Raw genomic sequence first — 18,025 nt, 5'->3', positions numbered from 1 at the left:
CCCCTTTCTGTGTACGAGCCGACGGGAGATCCGGGTGGAACCAGACTAGAACGTCGGCTAGCTGTCGGCCTGATCGGAGTTGGCGAATCGCGGCGAACGGTCCCTGCTGACCCAGGCCAGGCTGCCGATGACGCCGCACACCGCGAGCGCACCCAGCCCGAGCCAGAGCGCCGCCCCGGTGAACGACCTGGTGCTGGGGTCGGTGGCGCGGGCCTGGGCGCTCATCGTCGACACCACGCCTGGCTTGAGCTTCCACTCGACGACGTCGGTGTCGAGGCGGTCGCCGTTCGTGGACGTCACCTCCCCGGGGAAGGAAACCGTCAGCGAAACGTCAGCGTCGGTGTCGGTGACGCTGGTCAGGTCGACCCGGCCTTCGAGGATCACCAGATTGCCTGCCCGCCGCAGCGAGATGTCCACCCCGGCGGCCTCGCGGTTGAGGTTGGCCAGCTGCGGCACCTCGGCGAAGCTCAGGTTCGAGAACACCGCCTCGGAGCCGACGAAGTCGTCGGATTTGTACTTCGACACCGAGATCTTCTGGCTGAACGGCACGTTGAGGTCGAACTGCGGCCCCTGGTCGTCTGAGTCGCGGGCTTTGGCGGCGGCGATGATCTGACCGGAGACCTGGTCGTCCGGCGACACCGTGATCGAGGCGTGCACTCGCACGCAGCCGACCGCCAACGGCGCGATGATGAGCAGCAACAACGCCAGGGCGCGTAAGCGCAGGCGGCGGGATGGGTCGCGCACGTGGGTATCGTGCCAGATCCGCGCTACAGCGGGAGGCTACGACCCAGAATCGCGAACGCCCGCGGATCGCCGGCGAAGTGGTAGCCGCGGATCACGTCGGTGAAGCCGAGCCGCCGGTACAGCCGCCAGGCCCGGTTGGCCTCGCCGATGATTTCGGGGGTCGACAGCAGTACGTGGGACTCACCGCGGTCGGCCAGCAGACGTCGGGCCAGCGCTTCGCCCAGCCCGCGGCCCTGGGCGCTCGGGTGGATGTGGAGCTCGGTCAGCTCGAAGTAGCTGCTGGTCAACCTGCCGATCTCCTCGGCGGGCACGCCGATGCGGTGCAGCCCGGCGACCACCTGCTGCTGCCACCACTGGTCGGGGGCGCCGCAGTAGCCGTAGGCGATACCGAGCAGGGGAGCCGCCGACAGCTGCGCGGTCCCGGGCTCGGCGGCGGGTGCCACGTCGGCTTCCACGGCGGCGACGCCTTTCCACCCGTGCCGGCGGGTGTGCTCGAGCCACATCGCCGCCCGCTGGCCTTCGGTGCCGCGCGGGTAGCGCATGGCGTCGACGTACACGCTCAGTGCGTCGTGAAGACGCTGCGCCATGTCGGTGGGCGACAGATCGATGAGGAAAGTCGCCAACGCCACGATGCCTTTCTGTCTGCCGATCGATCCGGGGGTGCATGGCCATTATCAGTGCACTCGCGACCCGGCTCTGCCGCTGCTGTGGTGACCAGGCCCTTACGTGGCGATGGCGGGGACAGAACAACGCCTGGACACAGCTACAATCGGGTGGACCAACTAGGTGGTACGCCGCACATCTAGCTCGTATCATTTGGTTAGTCGCCCCGTACATTGCTGGGCAGCCAAGTTCTATCGGAATCGTGACCGGCCGTGTCGGCAAGGAGGGACGAATGCCACTCTCCGATCATGAGCAGCGCATGCTCGATCAGATCGAGAGCGCTCTCTATGCCGAGGACCCCAAGTTCGCCTCGAGTGTGCGGGGCGGAACTCTGCGGGCCCCCTCCACGCGCAGACGATTGCAGGGTGCCGGCCTGTTCGTGATCGGTCTGGCGATGCTGGTTGCCGGGGTTGCGTTCAAGGCCACGATGATCGGAAGCTTCCCGATTCTGTCGGTGATCGGCTTCGTGGTGATGTTCGGCGGCGTGGTCTTCGCGATCACCGGCCCGCGTGTCGCCGGCGGCCGGGACCGGTCGGGCCCGTCGTCACCGTCGTCCGGTTCGCGTCAGCGCCGGCCCAAGGGCGGCGGCGGATCGTTCACCAGCCGCATGGAGGATCGCTTCCGGCGTCGTTTCGACGAGTGACCGTCAGCGTCTCGAATACGGGGTAGCCGCTTCGGCTGCCCCGTTTTTGTTTGCCTGAACACCGCTCGGGCTGTTCGCCCTGCGCGATATCGACACGAGGGCTGTTGATCCGCCGTCGGAGTGACCGTGGTGTCGATCTCGCCGCGCGCCGATTACCCCCACTTCGCCCCACCGGCCGTTGAGCTGCGCTTTTGTGGGTCGATCCGACGGCCGGAGTGCCCGGGCCGGGGTAGAGGTGGCAGAGAGTGGCGGATGCAGATCGAAAACAGACCATTATGTGGAGCAAAGTGGGGGATTGTGGGGTATTGTGGCGGTCAACGGAGCGACGGCTCCGGGGCGTGAGGGCAAGGAGATGTGCACAGCATGTTTCTCGGCACGTACACGCCCAAGCTCGACGACAAAGGGCGGCTGACATTGCCCGCCAAGTTCCGCGACGCACTGGCAGGAGGGTTGATGGTCACCAAAAGCCAAGATCACAGCCTTGCCGTCTACCCGCGTTCGGAATTCGAACAGCTGGCCCGGCGGGCTTCGCAGACCTCGCGCAGCAATCCGGAGGCGCGTGCGTTCCTGCGCAACCTGGCGGCCGGCACCGACGAACAGCACCCCGACTCCCAGGGCCGGATCACGCTGTCGGCGGACCACCGCCGCTACGCCAACCTGTCCAAGGAATGCGTGGTGATCGGCGCCGTCGACTTCCTCGAGATCTGGGACGCCCAAGCCTGGCAGGAATACCAGGAGACCCACGAAGAGAACTTCTCCGCGGCCAGCGATGAAGCACTCAGCGACATCATCTGAGCCGGCTGCCCAGCCGGAGGTAGCCCGTGCATCGTGGTCTCTGCCCGAACCGACCCTGACGTACTTCCCCAACGCCAGGTTCACCTGTTCGGACAGGGACCTCGATGCAAGGGCACACGGTGCCCACCCAGAACCCGGAGGTCCCGTCGTGGTTGACGAATCCGACCCCCAATCAGGACACGGGCACATCCCTGTCCTGCTGGATCGGTGCGTCGAGATCCTCGGCCCGGCGCTGACCCGCCCGGATGCGATCCTCGTCGACGCGACCCTGGGTGCCGGTGGCCACTCCGAGCGCTTCCTGACCGAATTCCCCACGCTGCGCCTGATCGGGCTGGACCGTGACCCAGGTGCCCTGGCCGGTGCGCGAGAGCGGCTGGCCCCGTTCGCCGACCGGATCACCCTGGTCCACACCCGCTACGACGGCATCGCCGACGCTCTTGCCGAAGCCGGTTGGGAGGCAACCGAATCCATCGACGGTGTCCTGTTCGACCTGGGTGTCTCCTCGATGCAGCTCGACCAGGCCGAGCGCGGATTCGCCTACTCCAAGGACGCGCCGCTGGACATGCGGATGGACACCGACGCCCCGCTGACCGCCGCGGAGATCCTCAACACCTACGGCCGCGCCGAACTGACCGACATCCTGCGCCGCTTCGGTGAGGAGAAGTTCGCCCACCGCATCGCGGGGCTGATCGTCGAACGACGCCAGCACGCGCCGCTGACCACCACCGGCGAACTCGTCGAGATCATCTACCAGGGCATCCCGGCGCCGGCGCGCCGTACCGGGGGTCACCCTGCCAAGCGCACCTTCCAGGCCCTGCGGATCGCGGTCAACGCCGAGCTGGACTCGCTGACGGCGGCACTGCCCGCGGCGCTGGCCGCGCTGCGTCCCGGCGGCCGGATCGCGGTGATGTCCTATCAGTCTCTGGAGGACCGGATCGTCAAGACGACATTCGCCGCGGCAACCGCCTCCCGGTCACCGGCCGGCCTGCCCGTCGAATTGCCCGGCTATGAGCCGGAATTCAGCGCGATCACCCGCGGTGCCGAACGCGCCGACGCCGCGGAAATCGAACGGAATCCACGCAGTGCACCGGTTCGGCTACGGGCACTGCAACGCGTGAAGTCGGTCAACCGGGGACGGGGAGGAGACAGCTGATGAAGGTGGGGCGCAAGCCGGTTGATTCGATGGATCGCGCAGGGGCCAAACGGGACGGGGCCAAGCGGGACAAGAGCGAACCGACCAAGTCGGCCAGGAAGAAGGCAGGCGCAGGCACGGCCACCGCCCGTCGCCGCGGCACCGAGGCGCCGGCACGGGGCGGGCGCGCATCGGCCCGCCGCCCGCACGAGCCGCGAGCGCTGCGGCAGGGACCGCAGACCGCGCCGGTCGCACGGCCCGCCGAACGCCCCACCCGGGCCAAGAACGTCAGTCAGGCCAAGGCGCGGGCGAAAGCGCGTAAGGCGAAGGCCCCCAAAGCCATTCGGCCGCCACTTCGCGATCGGCTGATCGCCCGGCTGGCCGGTATCGAGCTGCGTCCGCACACGCTGGTCGCGAAGGTCCCGTTCGTGGTGCTGGTGATCGGGGCCTTGGGTCTCGGGCTGGCCGTGACGCTGTGGCTGTCCACCGACGCCGCTCAGCGGTCCTACCAGTTGGGCACCGCCCGGTCCACCAATGAGGCGCTGTCCCAGCAGAAGGAGGCGCTCGAACGCGACGTCCTCGAGGCGGAATCCGCGCCCGCGCTGGCCGAGTCCGCGCGCAATCTGGGCATGATCCCGTCGAAGGACACCGCGCATCTGGTTCAGGATCCGACCGGCAACTGGACCGTGGTGGGCAAGCCGAAGCCGGCCGAAGGGGTGCCGCCCCCGCCGTTGAACAGCAAACTGCCCGACGACAAGCCGCTGCCGCCTGCCGCACCCGTGCCGCCGCCGGTGGCAGCGCCGAAGCCGGGAAGTTCACCCGAGGTTCCGGTGCGTGTCGCACCCACTCCGCTCGGTGGTCTGCCGTTGAATGGTGCGATGCCCTTCGGCGTTCCCTTGGCAACCTTGCCCGGCACGGTTCTGGCCCCCGGCGCTGTCCCGGCTCCCGGCACTGTCGCACTTCCCCCCGCCGCGGCGCAGGCGCCGTTGCCCGGCACGCTGGCGGTTCCGGCTCAGGCGCCGGCGCCTGCGGCCGCACCGGCGCCGGGCCTCGTGCTCGCACCGGTGCCCGCGCCTGCTGACGCCGCACCGCCGGCAGTCGCACCGCCGGTGGCCGCACCGCCCGCCGTGGCACCGCTCGCAGTCGCACCGCCGGCGGCCGCACCGCCCGCGGCCGCACCCGATGCCCCGGCCGCGCCCCCGGTCGATCCGCCCGTTGCGCCCGCCGGAGCCGGTCAGTGAGTCGCCGGGATTCCAAACGGCAGCGCACCTCCGCGGGCAAGGCTCAACCGGATCCCGGTCCCGGCCGTTCGGCAAAGGCTCGTCGGACCCGTGAGATCATCGAAAGCGGCTCCCGCACAGCGTCATTCGTCTTCCGGCACCGAGCGGGCAACATCGTCATCTTCCTGGCCATCGGCGTGGCCGCCATCCAGCTGTTCAACCTGCAGGTGCCACAGGCCGCCGGTCTGCGTGCCGAGGCCGCCAGCCAGCTCAAGGTGACCGATGTCGAGAAGGCGGTGCGCGGCAGCATCGTCGACCGCAATTTCGACAAGCTGGCCTTCACCATCGAAGCCAGGGCGCTGACCTTCCAGCCCGCCAAGATCCGCAAGCAGCTGACCGAGGCGAAGGAGAAGTCGCCTTCCGCGCCGGATCCCGACAAACGGCTCACCCAGATCGCCACCGAGGTCGCAGGCAAGCTCAACAACAAGCCCGATGCGGCCACCCTGCTCAAGAAGCTGCGCAGCAACGAGACCTTCGTCTATCTGGCCCGCGCGGTCGATCCGGCGATCGCCGATGCCATCACCAAGAAGTTCCCCGAGATCGGCGCCGAACGCCAAGACCTGCGCCAGTATCCCGGCGGCGCCCTGGCGGCCAACATCGTCGGCGGGATCGACTGGGACGGCCACGGTCTGCTCGGCCTCGAGGACTCGATGGACTCGAAGTTGTCCGGCACCGACGGCTCCATCACCTACGACCGTGGCTCCGACGGTGTCGTCATCCCCGGCAGCTACCGCAACAAGCACGACGCCGTCAACGGCTCCACCGTGCAGCTGACCCTCGACGACGACATCCAGTTCTACGTCCAGCAGCAGGTCCAGATGGCCAAGGACGCTTCCGGCGCCAAGGACGTCTCCGCGGTGGTGCTGGACGCGAAAACCGGTGAAGTGCTGGCGATGTCGAATGACAACACCTTCGACCCCAGCCAGGACATCGGTCGGCAGCAGGACAAGCAGCTGGGCAATCTGCCGGTCACCTCGCCATACGAGCCGGGATCGGTGAACAAGATCGTCACCGCCTCCTCGGTGATCGAGTACGGGCTGTCGAACCCCGACGAGGTGCTGCAGGTGCCCGGTTCGATCAACATGGGCGGCGTCACCGTCAACGACGCGTGGAGCCACGGCGTGATGCCGTACACCACCACCGGCGTGTTCGGGAAGTCGTCGAACGTCGGCACCTTGATGCTTGCGCAGCGGATCGGGCCGGAGCGCTACTACGACATGCTCGGCAAGTTCGGCCTCGGGCAGCGCACCAATGTGGGTCTGCCCGGTGAGAGTTCGGGCCTGGTGCCGCCGATCGACCAGTGGTCGGGCAGCACGTTCTCGAATCTGCCCATCGGGCAGGGTCTTTCGATGACCTTGCTGCAGATGACCGGGATGTACCAGGCCATCGCCAATGACGGAATGCGGATCCCGCCGCGGATCGTCAAGGCCACCGTCGCCCCGGATGGCACCCGTACTGAAGAGCCGCAGCCAGCCGGCATCCGGGTCGTGTCGCCCGAGACCGCCCGTACGGTGCGCAACATGTTCCGTGCGATTGTCCAGCGCGACCCGATGGGCTACCAGCAGGGCACCGGGGCGCCGGCCGCCGTCGACGGCTATCAGATCGCAGGCAAGACGGGAACGGCCCAGCAGATCAACCCGGCGTGCGGCTGCTACTACAGCGACGTCTACTGGATCACCTTCGCCGGCATGGCGCCCGCCGACGATCCCCGCTACGTCATCGGCATCATGATGAACAACCCGCAGCGCAACCCGGACGGAACGCCAGGTCACTCGGCGGCGCCGCTGTTCCACAACATCGCGGCCTGGCTGCTGCAGCGGCAGAACGTCCCGCTCTCGCCGGATCCCGGCGCGCCGTTGATCCTTCAGGCCACATAACCGGTTCACGGTGTCGGCTCGGTAGGGTGACAACCCAATGACCAACGCCCTGCGGCCCCGCGCCACGCCGGCGCTGACCTTGCCGACGCTGGCCGCCCGGGTCGGCGCAGTTCCGGCTTCCGGCGGCACGACGCCCGACGTGCGAATCACCGGTGTCACCCTGCGCGGCCAGGACACGGTGGGCGGGGACCTGTTCGCCGCGTTGCCCGGCTCTTCGGCTCACGGCGCGCAATTCGCCAAGGCCGCCGTCGAGGGCGGGGCCGTCGCCGTGCTCACCGACGCCGAAGGGGTGGCCGTCATCCACCGCCTGCTCGGCGAACCGGCACCCATCCCGGTCCTGCTGCATCCGCAGCCCCGCGCCGTGCTCGGTGAACTGGCCGCCGCGGTCTACGGGCACCCGTCAGACCGCGTTGTGGTCGTCGGCGTCACCGGAACCTCCGGCAAGACCACCACCACCCACCTGATCGAGGCGGGCCTGCGATCGGCCGACCGTGTTCCCGGGCTCATCGGCACCGTCGGTGTCCGGATCGCCGGGGAGGACGTGCCCAGCGCACTGACCACCCCGGAGGCCCCGGCGCTGCAGGCGCTGTTGGCGGTGATGGCCGAGAAGGGCGTCGACACCGCCGTGATGGAGGTTTCCAGCCACGCCCTCGAACTCGGTCGCACCGACGGCATCCGGTTCGCCGTCGGCGGTTTCACCAACCTGTCCCGCGACCACCTCGACTTCCATCCCACGATGGCCGCCTACTTCGAAGCCAAGGCGCGGTTGTTCGATCCGGCCTCACCGGCGCACGCCGCGGTGTCGGTGATCTGCGTCGACGACGATGCGGGCCGCGACATGGCCCGCCGGGCCGACGATTCGGTGACGGTGTCCGCCGACGGCCACCCGGCGGATTGGCGGGCCGAGGACATCATGGTGCTCGACGGCGGTGCCCAGGAGTTCACCGCGGTGGACCCCGCCGGGGTGCATCACCGGCTGCGGATCCGCCTGCCCGGGCGCTACAACGTCGCCAACGCGCTCCTGGCGCTGGCGATGCTCGACGCCATCGGGGTGTCACCCGAACAGGCCGCACCCGGGTTGCGCGCGGCGGCTGTGCCCGGCCGCCTGGAACCGATCGACCGGGGGCAGGACTTCCTGGCGGTCGTCGACTACGCCCACAAACCCGGTGCGCTGCAGGCGGTGCTGGCGACCCTCAAGCCCGCGCAGGGCCGGCTGGCGGTGGTCTTCGGCGCCGGCGGCGACCGCGATCCTGGAAAGCGGGAACCCATGGGCCGCATCGCTTCCGAGCTCGCCGACCTGGTGATCGTCACCGACGACAACCCCCGCAACGAGGATCCCGCGACGATTCGGGCCGCGATCATGGCCGGCGCCGGAGGCGCCGACGGCGCTGAGGTCATCGAGATCGGGGACCGGCGCGCGGCGATCCGGCACGCGGTGGGCTGGGCCCGCAGCGGCGACGTCGTGGTGATCGCGGGGAAGGGGCACGAGAAGGGCCAGACCGCGGCCGGACAGACCCGTCCCTTCGACGACCGTGCCGAGCTCGCGGCCGCCCTCGACGCGCGGGGAGCGGGCGCATGATCGCGCTGTCCGTCGCCCGGATCGCCGAGATCGTCGGCGGCGAACTCGCCGACATCAGCGCGGACGCGGCGGCCGAGCGGATCGTCACCGGGACCGTCGAATTCGATTCGCGCGCCGTGGGTCCGGGTGGTTTGTTCCTCGCGCTGCCGGGTGCCCGCAGCGACGGACACGACTTCGCCGAGGCCGCCGCCGCGGCGGGTGCGGCCGCGGTGCTCGCGGCCCGGCCGGTGGGGGTGCCCGCGATCGTGGTGCCGCCGGCGGTGGCCGCCGACGCGGGAGCCGGGGTGCTCGAACACGACGTCGACGGCTCCGGTGCCGCCGTGCTGGCGGCACTGTCGAAGCTGGCCGCGGCGGTCGCGGCCGAACTCGTGGCGGGCGGTCTGACGATCGTCGGGGTCACCGGATCGTCGGGCAAGACGTCGACGAAAGATCTGATCGCCGCGGTGCTGCGCCCGTTGGGCGAGGTCATCGCCCCGCCCGGCTCGTTCAACAACGAGCTCGGGCTGCCCTGGACCGTGCTGCGGGCGACCGAGGACACCGACTACCTGGTCCTGGAGATGTCGGCCCGCCACCTCGGGAACATCGCCGCGCTCGCCGCGATCGCGCCGCCGTCGATCGCGGTGGTGCTCAACGTGGGCACCGCGCACCTCGGTGAGTTCGGCTCGCGTGAGGTGATCGCCGCCACCAAAGGCGAACTGGTAGAAGCAGTTCCGGCCTCCGGGGTGGCAATCCTGAACGCCGATGATCCGCTGGTGTCGGCGATGTCGGACCGGACCGCCGCCCGGGTGGTGCGGGTCGGGCAGTCCGAGGCGGCCGACATCCGCGCCGAGAACGTTCGGCTCGACGAGCTGGCGCAGCCGCGCTTCACCTTGCTGACCCCGGCCGGCTCCGCCGAGGTGCAGCTGGCCGTGCACGGCGAGCATCAGGTCGGCAACGCCCTGTCCGCGGCGGCGGTGGCCCTGGAATGCGGGGCGACGCCGGAGCAGGTGGCCGCCGCACTGGCGACCGCGGGGCCGGCGTCGCGGCACCGGATGGAGGTGCACACCCGCGCCGACGGCGTCACCATCGTCAATGACGCCTACAACGCCAACCCCGACTCGATGAAGGCCGGGCTGCGGGCGCTGGCCGTGATGGCCCGCTCGGGTGAAACGCGCCGCAGTTGGGCGGTGCTCGGTGAGATGGCCGAGCTGGGGGACGAGTCGATAACCGAGCATGATCGTGTCGGCCGGCTGGCCGTGCGCTTAGATATCAGTCGACTCGTCGTCGTCGGAACCGGGAGGCCCATGAGCGCCATGCACCACGGGGCGGTCATGGAGGGATCCTGGGGTTCGGAATCCACCATGGTCGCCGACGCCGACGCTGCCCTGGCGGTGTTGCGTGCCGAACTGCAGCCCGGTGACGTCGTCCTGGTGAAGGCCTCCAATTCGGCGGGCCTCGGCTCGCTGGCCGAAGCCCTGCTCGACGAGGGCGCCTCATGAGACTGATCCTCGTCGCCGTCGCGATCGCGCTGGCGGTCTCGATCCTGCTGACGCCGGCGCTGATCAAGCTGTTCACCCGCCAGGGTTTCGGCCACGAGATCCGCGAGGACGGGCCGCCGAGCCACAAGACCAAACGCGGCACACCGTCGATGGGCGGCGTGGCGATCATCGTCGGGATCTGGGCCGGCTATTTCGGCACCCACCTGGTCGGTCTCGCGCTCGACGGCGACGGCCCGTCGGCCTCCGGTCTGCTGGTGCTGGGCCTGGCCACCGCGCTCGGCGCGGTCGGATTCATCGACGACCTGATCAAGATCCGCCGCTCCCGCAACCTCGGCCTGAACAAGACCGCCAAGACGGTCGGGCAGATCACCGCCGCTGTGCTGTTCGGCATCCTCGTGCTGCAGTTCCGCAACTCCGACGGGCTCACGCCGGGCAGTCCAGAGCTGTCCTATGTGCGCGAGATCGCCACGGTCACGCTGAGCCCGCTGCTGTTCGTGCTGTTCGCCGTCGTTGTGGTCAGCGCCTGGTCCAACGCGGTGAACTTCACCGACGGCCTGGACGGGCTGGCCGGCGGCAGCATGGCCATGGTCAGTGCCGCGTACGTGCTGATCACGTTCTGGCAGTACCGCAACGCCTGCGCGACCGCCCCCGGACTGGGCTGCTACAACGTGCGTGACCCGCTGGATCTGGCGCTGCTCGCGGCGGCCACCGCCGGGGCGTGCATCGGCTTCCTGTGGTGGAACGCCGCACCGGCCAAGATCTTCATGGGCGACACCGGGTCGCTGGCCCTGGGCGGGATGATCGCCGGCCTGTCGGTGACCAGTCGCACCGAGGTACTCGCGGTGGTGCTGGGCGCGCTGTTCGTCGCCGAGGTGACGTCGGTGGTGGTGCAGATCCTGGCGTTCCGCACCACCGGGCGACGGGTGTTCCGGATGGCGCCGTTCCACCATCATTTCGAGCTGGTCGGCTGGGCGGAGACGACGGTGATCATCCGGTTCTGGTTGCTCACCGCGATCGCCTGCGGCCTCGGCGTGGCGCTGTTCTACGGCGAGTGGCTGTCGGCCATCGGGGCCTGACATGCCCGGGCTGGAGCCGCTGACCCCAGGGGCGCAGGTGCTGGTGGCCGGCGCCCGGGTGACCGGGCGTGCGGTGGTGTCGGCACTGGCGTCGCTCGACGTGCACATCTGGGTCTGCGACGACAACGCCGAATCGTTGAAAGCGTTGGCCGACAACGGAATCCATGCGATCACCCCGGCCGAGGCGGTCGTGTCCATCAGGGACTTCGCCCTGGTGGTGACCAGCCCGGGCTTTCCGCCGACCGCACCGGTGCTGGCCGCGGCCGCCGGGGCCGGACTGCCGATCTGGGGTGACGTCGAGCTGGCCTGGCGCCTTGATGCCGCAGGCCACTACGGTCCGCCGCGGCGCTGGCTGGTGGTCACCGGCACCAACGGCAAGACCACCACGACGTCGATGCTGCACGCCATGCTGGTCGCCGACGGCCGTCGCGCGGTGTTGTGCGGCAACATCGGCGACCCGGTACTGGACGTGTTGGATCAGCCGGCGGACATCCTGGCGGTGGAGCTGTCGAGCTTCCAGCTGTTCTGGGCGCCGTCGCTGCGCCCGGCGGCCGGGGCGGTGCTCAACGTCGCCGAAGACCACCTGGACTGGCACGGGTCGATGGAGGCCTACGCCGCCGCGAAGGCCCGGGTGCTCGACGGCCGGGTCGCGGTCGTCGGTCTCGACGACCCGGTTGCGAGCGGTCTGCTGCCGGGCGCGGCCGCAGCCGTGAAGGTCGGTTTCCGGCTGGGGGAGCCGGACACCGGGGAACTCGGCGTGCGCGACGGCATGCTCGTCGACCGCGCGTTCGCCGACGATCTCGAACTGGCCCCGGTCGAGGCGATCTCGGTGGCGGGTCCGGTCGGTGTCCTCGACGCGCTGGGCGCGGCGGCGCTGGCCCGCGCCGTCGGCGTCGCGCCCGCCTCGATCACCGACGCGCTGAGCACGTTCCGGGTCGGGCGGCACCGTGCGGAGGAGGTGGGCGTCGTCGACGGGGTGGTGTACGTCGACGACTCCAAGGCCACCAACCCGCACGCCGCGCAGGCATCGATCACCGCGTATCCGCGGGTCGTGTGGGTGGCCGGCGGCATGCTCAAGGGCGCATCGGTCGACGACCTGGTCGCCCGGGTGGCGGACCGGCTGGCCGGTGCGGTGCTGATCGGCCATGACCGTGCGGTGGTTGCCGAGGCGTTATCGCGACACGCGCCCGATGTCCCCGTCATCCAGGTGGTGACGCGGGAGGATGCTGTGGTGCATGAGACCAATGAGTCAGGTGTTACTCATGAGACTCGAGTGGTCGACGCCTCTGCTCCGGGCCTGGGCGCCCGGGTGATGACCGAGGTCGTCGCCGCCGCCGCGAGCCTGGCCCACACCGGCGACACGGTGCTGCTGGCCCCCGCCGGCGCGTCGTTCGACCAGTTCGCCGGCTACGCCGACCGGGGCGACGCGTTCGCCGCCGCCGTGCGCGCCACGGCGCGGTAAAGGCCGTGCCCACGATGCTGTCCCGGCTGCGCCGTCGCGGCTCGGCCGACACGACCGACTCCACCGTCGAGGCCGACACCGACGCCGTCGACGCACCGGACACCGAGGCCACCACCGCGCCGGTCGCCGCCACCGAGGCGCCTGCCAACCACCGCTTCGAGGTGCACCGCAGGTTCGGCGCCTGGCTGGGCCGGCCGATGACGTCGTTCCACCTGATCATCTCGGTGGCCGCGCTGTTGGTCACGCTCGGCCTGACGATGGTGCTGTCGGCGTCGGGCGTGCACTCCTACGACGAGGACGGCTCGCCCTGGGCGATCTTCGGCCGCCAGGTGATGTGGACGGTGCTGGGTCTGTTCGCCTGCTGGATCGCACTGCGGTTGCCGGTGAACTTCTTGCGCCGCACCGCGTTCGCGTCGTTCGCCATCACGATCGTGATGCTGGTGCTGGTTCTGATCCCGGGTATCGGTCACGAATCCAACGGTTCCCGCGGCTGGTTCGTCGTCGCCGGGCTGTCGATGCAGCCCTCGGAGCTGACCAAGATCGCGTTCGCCATCTGGGGCGCGCACCTGCTGGCGACCCGGCGCCTGGAACACGCGTCGCTGCGCGAACTGCTGATCCCGCTGATCCCCGCCGCCGTGGTCGCGCTGGTGCTCATCGTCGCCCAGCCCGACCTCGGGCAGACCGTGTCGCTGGGCATCATCCTGCTGGCGCTGCTCTGGTATGCCGGCCTGCCGCTGAAGGTGTTCGTCACCTCGCTCGGCGCCGCGGTCGCGGCCGCCGCCGTACTGGCGGTCTCCGAGGGCTACCGCTCCGACCGGGTGCGGTCGTGGCTGGATCCCGGCGCCGACGCGCAGGGCTCGGGATACCAGGCCCGGCAGGCCAAGTTCGCGCTGGCCAACGGCGGTGTCTTCGGCGACGGGCTGGGGCAGGGCACCGCGAAGTGGAACTACCTGCCCAACGCCCACAACGACTTCATCTTCGCGATCATCGGTGAGGAACTCGGCTTCGTCGGCGCCTTCGGGCTGCTGGCCCTGTTCGGGCTGTTCGCGTACACCGGCATGCGGATTGCCCGCCGCTCGGCTGACCCGTTCCTGCGGCTGCTCACCGCCTCGGCCACCATGTGGGTGGTCGGCCAGGTGTTCATCAACGTCGGCTACGTCATCGGCCTGCTGCCCGTCACCGGAATCCAGCTGCCCCTCATCTCCGCCGGTGGAACATCAACGGCGACAACGCTGTTCATGATCGGCCTGATGGCCAACGCGGCCCGTCACGAACCGGAGGCGGTCGCGGCGCTGCGCGCGGGCCGCGAAGACCGGATGAACCGCATCCTGCGACTCCCGCTGCCCGAGCCCTATGCGCCCTCCCGGGTGGAGGCGGTGCGCGACCGGCTGCGCAGCAGGCCGAACGCCGCCAAGGCCACCAAAGCCGCCAAACCCGCGCGGCCGGCCCGCCCGGCCAGGCCGGAGAAGAAACCGGCCAAGAAACCGGCCCGCGCAACCCAGTCCACCCGCGACCGTGCCGCTCTACCTGCCAAAACCAGGACGGCTCAGCGACCCACCCGACGCTCAGGGCATCATGGTGACGCTCCGCGTAACAGCGCGCAGCAGCCGAAAGAGGGAAGCAGTCGCGCACGGCGGTCCCGCACATTGGAAGGTCAGCGTTACGGGTGAGTGACTCGGTGTCGGTTGTGCTTGCCGGTGGAGGCACCGCCGGGCATGTCGAACCGGCCATGGCGGTGGCTGACGCGCTCAGAGCGCTGGACGCGGATATCCGGATCACCGCATTGGGCACCCCGCGCGGTCTGGAGACCCGGCTGGTGCCCGACCGCGGCTACGACCTGGAACTCATCACCGCTGTGCCGCTGCCGCGCACGTTCAACGGCGACCTGATGAGCCTGCCGCTGCGGGTCCGCCGCGCGGTGCGGGAAACCCGTGCCGTGCTCGACGACGTCGCCGCCGACGTGGTGATCGGGTTCGGTGGGTATGTCGCCGTTCCCGCCTACCTGGCGGCGCGGCGCCGTCGCATTCCCGTCGTCGTGCACGAAGCCAACGCGCGCGCCGGGATCGCCAACAAACTCGGCGCCCGCGGCGCCCGCAGAGTGCTGGCCGCCGTACCCGATTCGGGGCTGCGGCACGCCGAGGTGGTGGGCATGCCCGTGCGGGCGTCGATCACCTCGCTGGATCGGGTCGGGTTGCGCGCGCAGGCCCGCGAGTATTTCGGATTCGCCGACGACGCCACCGTGCTGCTGGTGTTCGGCGGTTCGCAGGGCGCGGCGTCGATCAACCGTGCGGTGGCCGCTGCGGCCGCCGATCTGGCCGCGGCGGGCATCGCGGTCCTGCACGCCCACGGCCCGAAGAACACCCTCGACCTGCGCAGCACCCAGCCGGCCGACCCGCCGTACGTCGCGGTGCCCTACCTGGACCGGATGGACCTGGCCTACGCCGCCGCCGACCTGGCGATCTGCCGCTCCGGCGCGATGACGGTGGCCGAGGTGTCGGCGGTCGGATTGCCCGCGGTCTACGTACCGCTACCGATCGGCAACGGCGAGCAGCGCCTCAACGCGCTGCCGGTGGTCAACCCCGGCGGCGGGCTGCTGGTCGAGGACGCCCAGCTCACCCCCGAGTTCATCGCCCGCGAGGTGGTCGGCCTGCTGACCGACCCGCCGCGACTGCAGGCGATGACGGCGGCCGCCGCGCGGGTCGGCCACCGGGACGCCGCGCAGCGGGTCGCCGCGGTGGCCCTCGACGTCGCGCACGCCGGAAAGGTCCGCCGATGACCGCGCCGACGGGTCCCCGGGCGCTGCCACCGGAACTGCAGCGCGTGCACATGGTGGGCATCGGCGGCGCGGGGATGTCGGGTATCGCCCGGATCCTGCTGGACCGCGGGGGCCTGGTGTCGGGTTCCGACGCCAAGGACTCCCGCGGTGTGGTGGCGTTGCGGGCGCGCGGAGCGCTGATCAGCATCGGTCACGATGCGGCCAACCTCGACCTGCTGCCGGGCGGCCCGACCGCGGTGATCACCACCCACGCGGCGATCCCGAAGACCAATCCCGAACTGGTGGAGGCACGCAAGCGGGCGATCCCGGTGATTCTGCGCCCGGTGGTCCTGGCCAAACTGATGGCCGGTTTCCGCACGCTGATGGTGACCGGCACCCACGGCAAGACCACGACGACCTCGATGCTGATCGTCGCGCTGCAGCATGCCGGGCTGGATCCGTCGTTCGCCGTCGGCGGTGATCTCGGCGAGGCGGGGACCAACGCGCACAACGGAAGTGGCGACTGTTTCGTCGCCGAGGCCGACGAAAGCGACGGCTCGCTGCTCGAGTACACCCCGGATGTGGCGGTGGTGACCAACATCGAGGCCGACCACCTCGACTTCTTCGGTAGCGCAGACGCCTACACCGCGGTGTTCGACGCGTTCGTCGAACGCCTGGCGCCCGGCGGCGCCCTGGTGGCGTGCGCGGACGATCCCGGTTCGGCCGCACTGGCCGAACGCAGTGCGGCCCTTGGGGTTCGGGTCTTGCGCTACGGGGAAGGCCCGGCAGACGGACTGGCCGGTGCGCTGATCGGCTGGGAGCAGCACGGCACCGGTGCGGTCGCCCACATCCAATTGGCCGGCGAGGCTCATCAGCGGGTGTTGCGGCTGGCGGTGCCGGGCCGGCACATGGCACTCAATGCCCTGGGCGCGCTGTTGGCCGCGGTCGAGGCCGGTGCGCCGATCGACGAGGTGCTCGACGGGTTGGCCGGGTTCGAGGGGGTGCGGCGGCGCTTCGAGTTGGTCGGCACGGCCGACGGGGTGCGGGTCTTCGACGACTATGCCCATCATCCGACCGAGGTCAGGGCCGCGCTGACCGCGCTGCGGGCGGTCGCCCAGCAGGACCGGACCGGGCATCCCACGATCGTCGGCGCGCGCAGCATCGTGGTGTTCCAACCGCATTTGTATTCGCGCACAAAGACTTTCGCGCGTGACTTCGGCAGCGCGCTCGATACCGCCGACGAGGTGTTCGTCCTCGACGTCTACGCGGCGCGTGAGCAGCCGATCGCCGGGATCAGCGGCGCGACGGTGGCCCAGCACGTCAGCGTGCCGGTGCATTATGTCGCCGACTTCTCGGCGGTGGCCGCGCAGGTCGCCGCGTCGGCGCGCCCGGGTGACGTCGTGGTCACGATGGGCGCCGGTGACGTCACGATGCTGGGGCAGGAGATCCTGACGGCGTTGCAGGACAAGGGGAATCGATGAGCGATCCCGAGGCGGGCGAAGACGCCCCCATTCTGCCCAAACCGACAGATGGCAGCGAAAGTGCGAGTGAAGACGAGCAAAACGTCGATCTCGGCGACGCAAAAGAAGGCCCCCGCATGCGGGAACGTCGCGAGCGTGCCGAGCGCCGCGCCGCGCAGATCCGGGCCACCGCGATCGAAGAGGCTCGCCGGGAGGCCAAGCGCCGGGTTCGCGGCGAGGCCACCGAAGTGCCGAAAGCTGTGGGCAAGGGGACCGTTCGCGGTCTGCGGCTGTTCATCTGGCTGATCGTTCTGGCGATCATCAGTGTCGGGCTGGGATTGATCCTCTATTTCACTCCGGTCATGTCGGCCCGCTCGCTGGTGATCACCGGGATCGGTGCGGTGACCCGCGAGGAGGTCGTCGACGCGGCGAAGGTCCAGCTGGGAACGCCGCTGCTGCAGATCAACACCGACCAGGTGGCCGATCGGGTGGCCGGCATCCGGCGGGTGGCCAGCGCACGGGTCCAGCGCGAGTATCCGTCGACGTTGCGCATCACGATCGTCGAGCGAATCCCGATCGTGGTGAAGGACTATCCCGACGGTCCGCACCTGTTCGACAAGGACGGCGTGGATTTCGCGACGGCGCCGCCGCCGCCCGGCCTGCCCTACATCGACGTCGACAAGCCCGGCCCGAGCGATCCGCCGACGCGGGCCGCGCTGGAGGTGATGACGGCGCTGCGCCCGGAGGTGGTGGGTCAGGTCAGCCGGGTCGCCGCGCCGTCGGTGGCGTCGGTGACGCTGACGCTGACCGACGGGCGCACGGTGGTGTGGGGGACGACGGACCGCACCGAGGAGAAGGCGGAGAAGCTGGCCGCGCTGCTGACCCAGCCGGGCAAGGTGTACGACGTGTCGAGCCCGGATCTGCCGACGGTCAAGTAGCCGGTCGGCGCAGGCCGGTGAGGAAATTCGCCGGCGACACCCCGGCGCGCCTCCCACATCCGGGCACCACCGGCCATACCGTTCTGGTTGCACGGCACTACTTGACATAACTCTAAGCCTCTGGTTGAGGTTGAGGGTTTGCC

15 protein-coding genes are annotated in these 18,025 nt (G+C 70.0%); 13 read left to right on the top strand and 2 right to left on the bottom strand.

What is annotated here, in order from left to right; all coding sequences use genetic code 11:
- Positions 1 to 57: 57 nt before the first annotated feature.
- Entirely contained in the window at positions 58 to 744 is a 687-nt protein-coding gene (locus CRM90_RS02485) for an LppM family (lipo)protein (RefSeq protein WP_036344673.1), read from the bottom strand.
- A gap of 23 nt (positions 745 to 767) precedes the next feature.
- A complete protein-coding gene (locus CRM90_RS02480; RefSeq protein WP_199189766.1) occupies positions 768 to 1,367 on the bottom strand; it encodes a GNAT family N-acetyltransferase in 600 nt (199 codons plus the stop codon).
- A gap of 272 nt (positions 1,368 to 1,639) precedes the next feature.
- Between CRM90_RS02480 and CRM90_RS02475 the strand changes: the two genes are divergently transcribed.
- The 13 genes from CRM90_RS02475 (at position 1,640) to CRM90_RS02415 (ending at position 17,882) form a co-directional block, all read left to right on the top strand.
- Positions 1,640 to 2,050 carry an SCO2097 family morphological protein gene (locus CRM90_RS02475; protein ID WP_102805742.1) on the top strand — a complete coding sequence of 137 codons (411 nt, stop codon included), beginning with the start codon at positions 1,640 to 1,642 and terminating at the stop codon, positions 2,048 to 2,050.
- 363 nt (positions 2,051 to 2,413) lie between these two features.
- Positions 2,414 to 2,845, top strand: coding sequence for a division/cell wall cluster transcriptional repressor MraZ (mraZ, locus tag CRM90_RS02470; protein ID WP_036347573.1), 432 nt, complete (start codon positions 2,414 to 2,416; stop codon positions 2,843 to 2,845).
- The gene (gene rsmH, locus CRM90_RS02465) at positions 2,820 to 3,998 is read left to right on the top strand and encodes a 16S rRNA (cytosine(1402)-N(4))-methyltransferase RsmH (RefSeq protein WP_102805442.1); all 1,179 of its coding nucleotides are present in this window, start codon (positions 2,820 to 2,822) and stop codon (positions 3,996 to 3,998) included. The genes mraZ and rsmH overlap by 26 nt, the downstream gene beginning before the upstream one ends.
- Positions 3,998 to 5,218: a cell division protein FtsL gene (ftsL, locus tag CRM90_RS02460; protein ID WP_102805441.1), complete on the top strand. Its 1,221-nt coding sequence runs from the start codon at positions 3,998 to 4,000 to the stop codon at positions 5,216 to 5,218. The genes rsmH and ftsL overlap by 1 nt, the downstream gene beginning before the upstream one ends.
- Positions 5,215 to 7,134 carry a peptidoglycan D,D-transpeptidase FtsI family protein gene (locus CRM90_RS02455; protein WP_102805440.1) on the top strand — a complete coding sequence of 640 codons (1,920 nt, stop codon included), beginning with the start codon at positions 5,215 to 5,217 and terminating at the stop codon, positions 7,132 to 7,134. Before ftsL ends, CRM90_RS02455 begins: the two co-directional genes overlap by 4 nt.
- Positions 7,135 to 7,171: 37 nt before the next feature.
- Positions 7,172 to 8,713 (top strand): UDP-N-acetylmuramoyl-L-alanyl-D-glutamate--2,6-diaminopimelate ligase, encoded by a 1,542-nt coding sequence (locus CRM90_RS02450; protein ID WP_102805439.1) that lies wholly within the window; start codon positions 7,172 to 7,174, stop codon positions 8,711 to 8,713.
- Complete coding sequence (locus CRM90_RS02445) at positions 8,710 to 10,191, top strand: UDP-N-acetylmuramoyl-tripeptide--D-alanyl-D-alanine ligase (RefSeq protein WP_102805438.1); 1,482 nt, start codon at positions 8,710 to 8,712, stop codon at positions 10,189 to 10,191. Before CRM90_RS02450 ends, CRM90_RS02445 begins: the two co-directional genes overlap by 4 nt.
- Complete coding sequence (gene mraY, locus CRM90_RS02440) at positions 10,188 to 11,267, top strand: phospho-N-acetylmuramoyl-pentapeptide-transferase (RefSeq protein ID WP_102805437.1); 1,080 nt, start codon at positions 10,188 to 10,190, stop codon at positions 11,265 to 11,267. Before CRM90_RS02445 ends, mraY begins: the two co-directional genes overlap by 4 nt.
- Before the next feature lies 1 nt (position 11,268).
- Positions 11,269 to 12,729, top strand: coding sequence for a UDP-N-acetylmuramoyl-L-alanine--D-glutamate ligase (murD, locus tag CRM90_RS02435; protein ID WP_102805436.1), 1,461 nt, complete (start codon positions 11,269 to 11,271; stop codon positions 12,727 to 12,729).
- Positions 12,730 to 12,926: 197 nt separating this feature from the next.
- Positions 12,927 to 14,399, top strand: coding sequence for a putative lipid II flippase FtsW (ftsW, locus tag CRM90_RS02430; protein WP_502693224.1), 1,473 nt, complete (start codon positions 12,927 to 12,929; stop codon positions 14,397 to 14,399).
- On the top strand, positions 14,375 to 15,505 hold the full coding sequence (gene murG / locus CRM90_RS02425) for an undecaprenyldiphospho-muramoylpentapeptide beta-N-acetylglucosaminyltransferase (protein WP_199189765.1): 1,131 nt from the start codon (positions 14,375 to 14,377) through the stop codon (positions 15,503 to 15,505). The genes ftsW and murG overlap by 25 nt, the downstream gene beginning before the upstream one ends.
- Positions 15,502 to 16,965, top strand: coding sequence for a UDP-N-acetylmuramate--L-alanine ligase (gene murC, locus CRM90_RS02420; RefSeq protein ID WP_102805435.1), 1,464 nt, complete (start codon positions 15,502 to 15,504; stop codon positions 16,963 to 16,965). Before murG ends, murC begins: the two co-directional genes overlap by 4 nt.
- Entirely contained in the window at positions 16,962 to 17,882 is a 921-nt protein-coding gene (locus CRM90_RS02415) for a cell division protein FtsQ/DivIB (RefSeq protein WP_102805434.1), read from the top strand. The genes murC and CRM90_RS02415 overlap by 4 nt, the downstream gene beginning before the upstream one ends.
- Positions 17,883 to 18,025 lie beyond the last annotated feature (143 nt).

Origin of the sequence: Mycobacterium sp. ENV421 (assembly GCF_002887815.1) — a bacterium.
GTDB lineage: Bacteria > Actinomycetota > Actinomycetes > Mycobacteriales > Mycobacteriaceae > Mycobacterium.
Note: the sequence above shows the minus strand (reverse complement) of the source record. Positions and strands in the feature narration are given on the sequence as shown.